The organism is Sphingorhabdus sp., assembly GCF_044239665.1.
Taxonomy (GTDB): domain Bacteria; phylum Pseudomonadota; class Alphaproteobacteria; order Sphingomonadales; family Sphingomonadaceae; genus Sphingorhabdus_B.
In genome coordinates, this window is the sequence record NZ_JBIIBA010000043.1 from 1 (window position 1) to 9,303 (window position 9,303).

The 9,303-nt window shown below is 53.9% G+C and carries 4 protein-coding genes and 2 pseudogenes; 1 reads left to right on the forward strand and 5 read right to left on the reverse strand.

What is annotated here, in order from left to right; all coding sequences use genetic code 11:
* Positions 1-416: 416 nt before the first annotated feature.
* The 5 genes and pseudogenes from ACILP3_RS10095 to ACILP3_RS10115 form a co-directional block, all read right to left on the reverse strand.
* The gene (locus tag ACILP3_RS10095; RefSeq protein ID WP_395616508.1) at positions 417-1,598 is read right to left on the reverse strand and encodes a DSD1 family PLP-dependent enzyme; all 1,182 of its coding nucleotides are present in this window, start codon (positions 1,596-1,598) and stop codon (positions 417-419) included.
* A 165-nt stretch (positions 1,599-1,763) separates the two neighbouring features.
* Positions 1,764-2,153 (reverse strand): c-type cytochrome, encoded by a 390-nt coding sequence (locus tag ACILP3_RS10100; RefSeq protein WP_395616509.1) that lies wholly within the window; start codon positions 2,151-2,153, stop codon positions 1,764-1,766.
* 54 nt (positions 2,154-2,207) lie between these two features.
* Positions 2,208-4,421, reverse strand: a complete 2,214-nt coding sequence (gene katG / locus ACILP3_RS10105; protein ID WP_395616510.1) for a catalase/peroxidase HPI — start codon at positions 4,419-4,421, stop codon at positions 2,208-2,210.
* Positions 4,422-4,898: 477 nt separating this feature from the next.
* Positions 4,899-7,397 (reverse strand): ATP-binding protein, encoded by a 2,499-nt coding sequence (locus tag ACILP3_RS10110; RefSeq protein WP_395616511.1) that lies wholly within the window; start codon positions 7,395-7,397, stop codon positions 4,899-4,901.
* A pseudogene (locus tag ACILP3_RS10115) lies at positions 7,394-8,080 on the reverse strand (EAL domain-containing protein); the annotation flags it as partial. The pseudogene ACILP3_RS10115 and the gene ACILP3_RS10110, both read right to left, overlap by 4 nt.
* Before the next feature lie 68 nt (positions 8,081-8,148).
* Here ACILP3_RS10115 and ACILP3_RS10120 point away from each other — a divergent pair.
* Positions 8,149-9,282 (forward strand): annotated as a pseudogene (locus ACILP3_RS10120) (IS3 family transposase).
* The last annotated feature ends 21 nt before the right edge of the window (positions 9,283-9,303 follow it).

The window sequence follows — 9,303 nt, forward strand, 5'->3', positions numbered from 1 at the left end:
TGAAGCTGGTCGTTGGCGTTGCTATTGTTCAGTTGATGTTCGCAACCTTCCTCTTTGTTCAAGCACTATCAGGCAAACCATTTTGGCCTGTCTAGATGTTTGATCCCAGTAATTGATGGTGCACCCCTTCGCTACAAATGGTGCCCTTGTTAAGCAGCGTTGGTCCCAAAGAGCCTGAAAAACTAAACGTTTAATATCAAAAAGATAATAGAAGGAGAGTTGGTTGGGAGACGCTCTCGCTCCGCCAGTTTATCAAAAAGTGAAGTTAACGGTCACGCCCGACCGTGGAGATGTTTTTTACCCCGCCATGGAGCAGCCCGCGCGCCAGCCTTGGCTCATTGTGCATCGCGATCTTCGCCAGCTACAGACTGACAGAATTGTCCGGAAGCGGATCGTGTAAGCGTTTGCCGCGCTTTCTACCACCCGCTCAAACGCACCCACTCGTCTGTAACGATATCTGACTTGCCGTGCACGACGTGGTAGCTGCTGTGCTGCGCGCCAGTGGCGCAGGCGTGATTGGGCAAGATGCGCACGCGATCGCCAATGGCAAGTTCGGGAAGCGCCGCCGTCGACCCGGGACGCAGCTTCAATATGCCATGTTCTTGATTAGCATCAGCCAGAATGAGATCCTGAAAGGGCGTGCCGGAGTGGTCGCAGACAAGGCCATAGCCTTGATCCATTTCCTGCTTCGACGTCCCCCGATCTTGGGACATGGCCATCCAGCCCGCATCTATCAAAATCCAACCTTTTTCGCGCTGATGCCCGATAACCGTTGCAAGTACGGACATGGCGATGTCGTCGATTTCGCAAATGCCAATGCCCGCCATGACCAGATCAAAAAAGACGAAGACACCTGCACGGACCTCCGTGATGCCGCTAAAGTCAGTGGCATAATGCGCCGTTGGGGTAGATCCCACGCTGACCACAGGGCAGGGCAGGCCAGCCTTTCGAAGAATGTTTGCCGCGTCGACGACGCTGCGGCGTTCGGTTTCTGCTGCCTGCTGCAGGGCGGTGCCCCCGCGTGCGGCGTAACTGCCGCCTGCATGGGTCATAACACCCCGCAGCTCCCCACCCTGCGTAATCGCTTGGCCGATGGACAGGAGGCGCTCTATATCCTGCGGCGGCACGCCTGAGCGACGCCCATCACAATCGATCTCGATCAATGCGGGGATGACCTCTCCGCTGGTGCGTGATGCCAGCGCAACCGCTTCTGCTTGCTCAACCGTATCGAGGATAACCGAGAGGTCCACGCCATTTTGGCGCAGCGCAATGACTTTTGCTAGCTTGCACGGGGTAATGCCGACCGCATACATAAGGTCGCGAACGCCAGCGGCGACAAAAAATTCAGCTTCCTTGAGCGTTGAAACTGTTGCTGGGCCTTGCGGAGTAGGCATTGCCCGCACGGCAACTTCAACCGACTTTGCCGTCTTCAGATGCGGACGCAGCGGCACGCCCATGGGGGCCAGCCTGTCGCGTAAGCGCGCGATGTTGCGGTCCATACGTGCAGCATCAATGATCAGGCACGGTGTTTCCAGCGTTCCAATGCGTAACGGTTCCATTTCGGCTTGTGCCACTTCAGGGGATAGTGCTTCACGCATGCGTTGTTTTCCTCCTGCCGGTGCGTTGCGATCCTGATGTCGCACGCTTCATGGCGCCGTTAACCTCTGGGCATAGGCTTTACCACTCGAATTACCGATTTTGGGTGGATTTAGCATCTTCGGCCAATGCGTGGCCATATGTTTGATGCGCGCTGCGGGCGCGGGTTAGAGTGTCAGCAAATAGGCAATGACTTGCTCGCGCGATTTAGGATCCTGTATTGCATTAAAGGGCATTTTTGTGCCCGGCACGGTCTTTTTGGGCGATGTGAGCCAGCGGTCGAGGGTTTTTGCGTTCCATGTCAAACCCGACGCCTTCAGGGCAGGGCTATAGGCATAGCCCGAAAGCGAACCGGCCCTTCTACCGCCAACACCGGCAAGACTTGGCCCGAAAAGGTTTTTGCCAGCCTCGGTCGCGTGGCATCCGGCGCATTGGGCAAAAGCAGCGGGCCGCGCCTTTTGCGCTGTGGCAGGCGCAATGGACGTCACCATCAGCGCGATGGCAACGCAGAATACAGATACAGACAGGCGCAGCATGAAGGGCACAATATTACTCAATTGAAGGAATGAATGGACGGCGGCGGAATGACCCGCCGCCGCCTTTGTCCGTGTTTACTGGAAACGATCTGCGTTCATTATTTTGTTCCATGCCGCGACAAAGTCGGTCACGAACTTCTGCTTCGCGTCATCCGAAGCGTAGACTTCGGCTACGGCCCGCAATTCGGCATTGGAACCAAACACCAAATCGACAGGCGTTGCGGTCCATTTCGCGGCGCCGGTCGCCCGGTCCTTGCCTTCATACAAGCCGGCATTTGTTGCCGACTTCGCCCAAACAGTGTCCATCGACAGCAAATTGGTGAAGAAGTCGTTGGTCAACGTCCCAGGCTTATTGGTGAACACACCTGCGGTTGAACCACCGGCATTTGCCCCCAATACGCGCATACCACCAACCAATACGGTTGTTTCAGCAACGGTAAGGCCAAGCAAATCCGCTTTGTCGATCAGCGCTTCGGTCGGCCCATAAAAGGCGTCGGAGGCAAAGTAATTGCGGAAACCGTCGGCCTTCGGCTGAAGCTGGTTGAAGGATTCTACGTCCGTCTGGCTCTGCGTTGCATCCACACGTCCGGCGTTGAACGGAACGGTGATGTCCTGACCATCGGCCTTCGCCGCCTGTTCAATAGCTGCGTTTCCGCCGAGCACGATCAAATCGGCAAGGCTTACTTGCTTGCCACCGGTAGCGCTCTTGTTGAACGTTGTCCGCACAGTTTCAAGCTTGGCAATGACCTTCGCGACTTCAGCGGGATCATTGATAGCCCAATCCTTTTGCGGGGCAAGCCGCAGACGCGCGCCATTTGCTCCACCGCGCATGTCTGTCGCACGGAACGAAGAGGCCGAAGCCCATGCTGTACGCACCAGTTCCGCCGTTGTCAGGCCGCTTGCCAATATATTGGACTTTAACTGGCCAATATCGGTCGTCGTGATCGGTGCGTAGTTTGCCGTTGGAAGCGGATCCTGCCATGTCAAAGTGACCTTTGGTGCATCTTTGCCCAAATAACGCGCCTGTGGCCCCATATCGCGGTGCGTGAGCTTGAACCAAGCTTGCGCAAAAGCGTCTGCAAATTCCTGCGGATTTTTCTGCCAACGCTGCGTTATTTTCCGGAAGCCGGGGTCTTCACGCATTGCGATATCGGTGGTGAACATGATGGGCGCGTGACGCACGTCCGCACGAAACGCATCCGGTACCATGTTGGCGGCGGCTGGGTCACTGGGGATCCACTGGGTGGCTCCTGCTGGGCTTTTGGTTTTTACCCATTCGAAATTGTACAGATTGTCCAAATATTGGGTGGTGAAAGCGATTGGGTTTGATGTCCACGCACCTTCCAAACCGCTGGTAATCGTGTCTTCCGAATGGCCTTTACCACATTTGTTTTTCCAGCCGAGGCCCTGCTGTTCGATAGGGGAGACGCCAGGGTCACCGGCCACGCACTCTTCGGGCTTGCGTGCGCCATGCGCTTTACCGAAGGTGTGGCCGCCGGCGATGAGTGCAGCGGTTTCGGCATCGTTCATCGCCATCGAACTGAAGGCGCGGCGGATTTCGGCGGCGGCGGCAAGTGGGTCAGGAACACCGTTAGGGCCCTCTGGATTGACGTAGATCAGGCCCATTTGCGATGCAGCCAACGGTCCTTTGAGGTTGCCCTTGGCATCACGGCGACGGTCAGCCAAAAGCTCGGCTTCAGGACCCCAGAAGACAAGGTCAGGTTGCCATGCATCCATGCGACCGCCCGCAAAGCCGAGGGTTTTGAAGCCCATATCTTCCATGGCAACATTGCCCGTGAGAACCATGAGGTCACCCCATGAAAGCTTGCGGCCATATTTCTGCTTGATAGGCCATACGAGGCGACGAGCCTTGTCCAAATTGACGTTATCAGGCCACGAGTTCAATGGCTCAAACCGAAGTTCACCGCCATCTGAACCACCACGTCCGTCGCCTGTGCGGTATGTCCCTGCACTATGCCATGCCATACGGATGAAGAATGGACCATAATGCCCATAATCCGCAGGCCACCATGGCTGTGATGTGGTCAGTACCTTGCGGATATCAGCCTTTACGGCGTCAAGGTCGAGCGAGGCAAATTCAGCGGCATAGTTGAAATCGTCGCCATAGGGATTGGCGCGCGCTTCATTCTGGCGCAATGCGGTCAGGTCAACTGTCTTTGGCCACCACTCGGTTTTTGTTTCTGCGGTTTCGGCAACTGCTGCGGTGGTGAGCGCCATTGATGATGTGGCGGCCAGCAAGGCGACAGTAAGGATGTTGCGTATTTTCATAGCGTGAAAACTCTCCTATTACACCTTGGATTTTCCTAAGGTTGAGAATGTCATATTGACGATGCTGCCAAGAACCCAATGAGATTGATTTGTTAGAATAATCGATTGTATTGATGAAAGCCTGTTTTTGACGGCACATCAGCGGTGATATGGCACGAAGCAGGTCATTTTATCATTCAATTGGTGGCCTGACCCTAGGGTCAGGACCTGTTAAATGCACCTTCGCGGCGTCAAAATGGCAAAGATATCGGAGGAAAATGTCCGCCGCAGGCAGTTATTCTGCCTGCAAGGGCATTTTGCTTTGAGATCGAAGCCATTTTGGCGTCCTTCGGATTTGACCCATTTTGTCCATTGCCACGTTGGTAAGCTTGGACTTAGAACCACTAAGTCCTGCGCTTACCGCCTTGCACTGAACAAAATGGCCTCAAACCGCGAAGGTGTATTTAATAGGTCCTGACCCTAATAACGCCCGATATTCTAACGCCCCAAAACTAAGAGCTCACGGCCTAACATGTCTGTTTTAAGCATATGCACGGCGCGCGTGATCTCTTGCTCAATCTGGGCAAGATATTCATGCTTGCGTTGGGAAAATTCCGCGTCGTTGATGTGCTCTAGCTGACCGCAAAGCTGCGATAGGGCGCGCGCGCCCATATTGTTACCGGAGCTTTTGAATGCATGGGCGCAAAAGCGGAATTCGGAAACGTCCCCGTTTCTAACCGCCCGCCTCATGGGATCAAGCGTTTGATCGATATCTTCGAGGAAACTTTCGACCATATTGTTAACGAACGCTTGGTCGCCGATTGAACGCAGATATTGGATCTGCGATTGATCAATAGCTTCAATTGCGGTGACTTCTTCGCATGACAACTCGTCTGCTATGTCATGGGAGCAGTCAGGCTTTATTGCAGGCTTCATCAACGATGCGGCTGAAACCGAGCAATATGTTTCAATTGTTTTTAGCAGTAGTTGCGCATTGACGGGCTTGGTGATCCGCGCGTCCATTCCGGCTTGTAGGCATTTAGCCTCTGTATCCGCCGTGGCGTCGGCGGTGATACCAATAATCGGCAAATGTTCTGTGTCGCTTTCGCTTTGCCGCCACAGGATGCAGGCATCAATACCATTCAGGCGCGGCATATTAACATCCAGCAATAGGATATCGGTTTCACCCTTTGCGAGCTCTGTAAGCGCTGAATCGCCATCTGTGACCATGGATATATGATGGCCTGCCGCCTCTAGGATTGCGGCCAATAAGTTTCGGTTTGTCCGATTATCATCGGCCACTAAAACTCTTCTGGGGGTGTATACGTCTGCTGGGTTATCCCGCTCTACGTTCGACATCCGCATTTTGGGCGCCAAGGAGCAGCCAATCATGACTGCGCTTCGAAGTTCCGCAGCATTTGGCGCAGATGGCAGAATCGAGGTAAAAAACCTCAGGTTCTTAATAGGCTCTAAAGCGACCGCCTCTTTGTTAGACACCAAAATTGGCGCGATATCGGCGTCGGCAAATTGCGTCCGTATTTTGTCGTCCGTTGCCATCTCCTTGGCCAGGATCTCTGGCAACAGGGCAATCTGAAATTGCTGCAGGTCTAGATTATCAATGGCAACAGAAAGTTGCGAACTATCCGCGCATTTTATGTGGTGGAGGCGCATATTTTCCATAGTCTGTGCCTGCGACAAAAGCTCCGGTGACATATGACCGAAGGCAAGAACGTTAACGCTGCTTGCGGCATGGCTGTCATCAAGAGGGGCGGAATAAGACAGCGTCGCCACAGGAATTTCGATGCGAAATGTGCTGCCTTCGCCAATCTGGCTTTTGAGGTTGATGTCGCCATCCACTTGTTCGGTTAACTGTTTGCAGATCGAAAGCCCAAGGCCAGTTCCGCCAAAGCGGTTCATGACTGTTTCGTCTGCTTGCTGAAAGGGCTGGAAAATCCGTTGGTTTGCGGATTCAGCAATGCCAATGCCTGTGTCGGACACGGCAAACCAGACTGCACGCCTGTCATTCCGGTCCAATATTCCGCAGCTTATTGAAATAGCGCCGGCTTCGGTGAATTTTATCGCATTCCCGACGAGATTGAGGAGTATGTTGCGAATAACGCTGGTCGGCCCGCTGACGACATTATCGCTCAAAGGCTCCGCCTGAAGATGCAGCGCGAGGCCCTTTTCTTCGACCTGGACGGTCATGATATTCCTGATCTCGGCAAGAAGGTCTGTCGGTCGGAAGGCCGTTCGCTGTACTTCGCTACTGCCAGTGCCAGCTTTGGCGACGTCGATAAGTTGTTCAATAAGATGGAGGAGATGCTCACCCGCCAATACGCTTGCCTCTACCATGTCTTTCTGGCCGGCTGGCATGTTTGACTGACGTAGATGGTTGCCATAACCGATAATCGCATTCAGCGGGGTTCTCAGTTCGTGGCTTACATTTGCTAGGAAATAGCTCTTTGCCATACTCGCCGTTTCCGCCTGCGCTTTTGCCTTGGAAATGCTTCGGATAAGCGTCGAGCAATAAGCAGGAATGGCAAGCAATGTGACGGTTAGGGTTAAGCCCAGCAAATAGTTTTGCTGCCAATAATCTGTTGTCATGACCAAATAGCCAAAAGCGACAGTCGACAAGGTTGCGGCAGATAACAGCCATTTTATACCAAAGCGAAAACCGGTGCTGAGTGTCAGCCATAGCAGAACAGGGTAGAAAAGGGACATCTGCTCCGGATAATGATACATAAACGCAAAAGCCGAAATGGTGTCGCAGGCCATAGCCAGAGACAAGCGCTTTTCCAGTTCCAAAATGTCGTGTTTTTGCAAGACAAACAGAACGGCGTTAGCGCCAACATACGTGCATAATGCCCCGATGATAAGCGCATTGAAGGCGATGGCATAGCTGACGAAAATGGCCGCGCCGCCAAGCAATATGCGCGTGACCAACAATTGCTGCTCTGGCGTGAATACGCCGCCATTGAGGGGCCGTGGGTGGTTCACCTTGTGCCAGTTCGGAATTGTGCCGGGGCGCTGCTGAAAAGCTTGTGCAGATCCTGCACTGAGAGCGGTCGTCCCGTTAGATAACCTTGGACCTCGTCGCAACCGGAGGCCCGCAATAAGGTGAATTGTGCGTCTGTCTCGACGCCTTCTGCCACCACCCGCATGTCAAGAGCGTGGGCGAGATTGACGATGGTGGAGATGATGGCGCGGTCTGTGGCCGATGTTTCGATACGCGAAATGAATGTCCTATCGATCTTCAGCTTTGTCGCCGGCAAATCGCGCAAATATTGAAGCGAGGAATAACCGGTGCCGAAATCATCAATGGAAATCTGGATTCCCGCGTCCCGCAAGATCGCGAGCTGCTCATGCACTGTCTGGCTGTTATCAATGAGCAATTCTTCCGTAATTTCGATTGCCAACTTGCCTTTTGGTATGGCGTATTTTTCGACGAGACCAAGTAACTCGGAGCATATTGACGCATATTGAAACTGCTTTGGCGAAACGTTGACGGCGATATGTGGTAGGTCGATATCTTGGTTCATGAAGCTTGCGATTTGTTTGCAAGCCGCCTCGAAAACCCACGCCCCAACACGGCCAATGAGGCCTGAGTCATTGGCGACTTTGATAAAATCTGCCGGGACCACGCGCCCCAGAACGGGGTGGTTCCAGCGTATGAGTGCCTCAAGGCCGACTGAATAGCCCCTAGATTTCTGGACGCCTTCTTCCCTAAATTTGAGGTAAGGAGACGAAGATGAGCAAGGTAAATTTCAGCGATGAGTTCAAGCGGGATGCGGTGGCCCAGATCACGGAGCGCGGCTATCCGGTCGCGGAAGTTTCGCAGCGACTGGGGGTCAGCCAGCACTCGCTGTATGCTTGGAAGAAGAGGTTCTCTCGGCCTTCTGGCGGCGATTGAAGCGCGATCTTGTGAGGGTCACCGAGGAGCGCGACATTTTAAAAAAAGCCACCGCGTATTTGACCTGTGGTCACTTCGTTCCGCCAGAGATGCAAAGTGAGATACGCCTTCATTGCAGAGCATCGTGATCAGTTCAGGGTTCGGTCAATGTGCCGGTGCTTGGCCGTGCAGCCCAGTGGCTACTATGCCTGGCAGAAGGATCCGCTGAGCCAGCGGGCACGTGAAGATGCCCGGCAGACCCAGCTGATCAGGCAGGCATGGCATGACAGCAACAAAGTCTATGGCTACCGCAAACTGCATGATGATCTGATGGATCAGGGCGAGACCTGCTGTCCGAACCGCGTGGCGCGACTGACAAAAATGGACGGCATCAAGGCGCAAATTGGCTACAAGAGGCGCCCTAGGAGCTATGGGGGCAAGCCATCGGTTGCCGTCTATAACACGTTGGCTCGGCAGTTCGATGTCGGCATGCCTGACAAAGCTTGGGTGACGGACATCACCTACATTCGCACAATGGAAGGCTTTGCCTATCTGGCTGTCGTGCTTGACCTCTATTCCCGCCGCGTGGTGGGCTGGTCTATGCAAAGCCGACAGGCCACCGATGTGGTGTTGCAAGCTTTGCATATGGCGGTTTGGCGACGAAAGCCAAAAAGCCGTGTACTGATCCATTCCGATCAAGGCTCGCAGTTCACCAGTATGGACTGGGCTGCCTTCGTTAGGGCTCACAATCTGGAACATTCAATGAGCCGACGGGGCAACTGCCACGACAATGCAGTAGCCGAGAGCTTCTTCAACCTGCTCAAGCGTGAGCGCATCCGGCGTCGAACCTACAAAACGCGGGAGGAAGCAAGGCAGGATGTGTTCGATTACATCGAAATGTTCTACAATCCAGTGCGCAAGCACGCTAGGAACGGAATGCTGTCACCCGTCAAGTTCGAGCGGCAGCAGATTTTGAAAACAGAAGGCGTCTAGAAAACTAGGGGCTATTCAGAC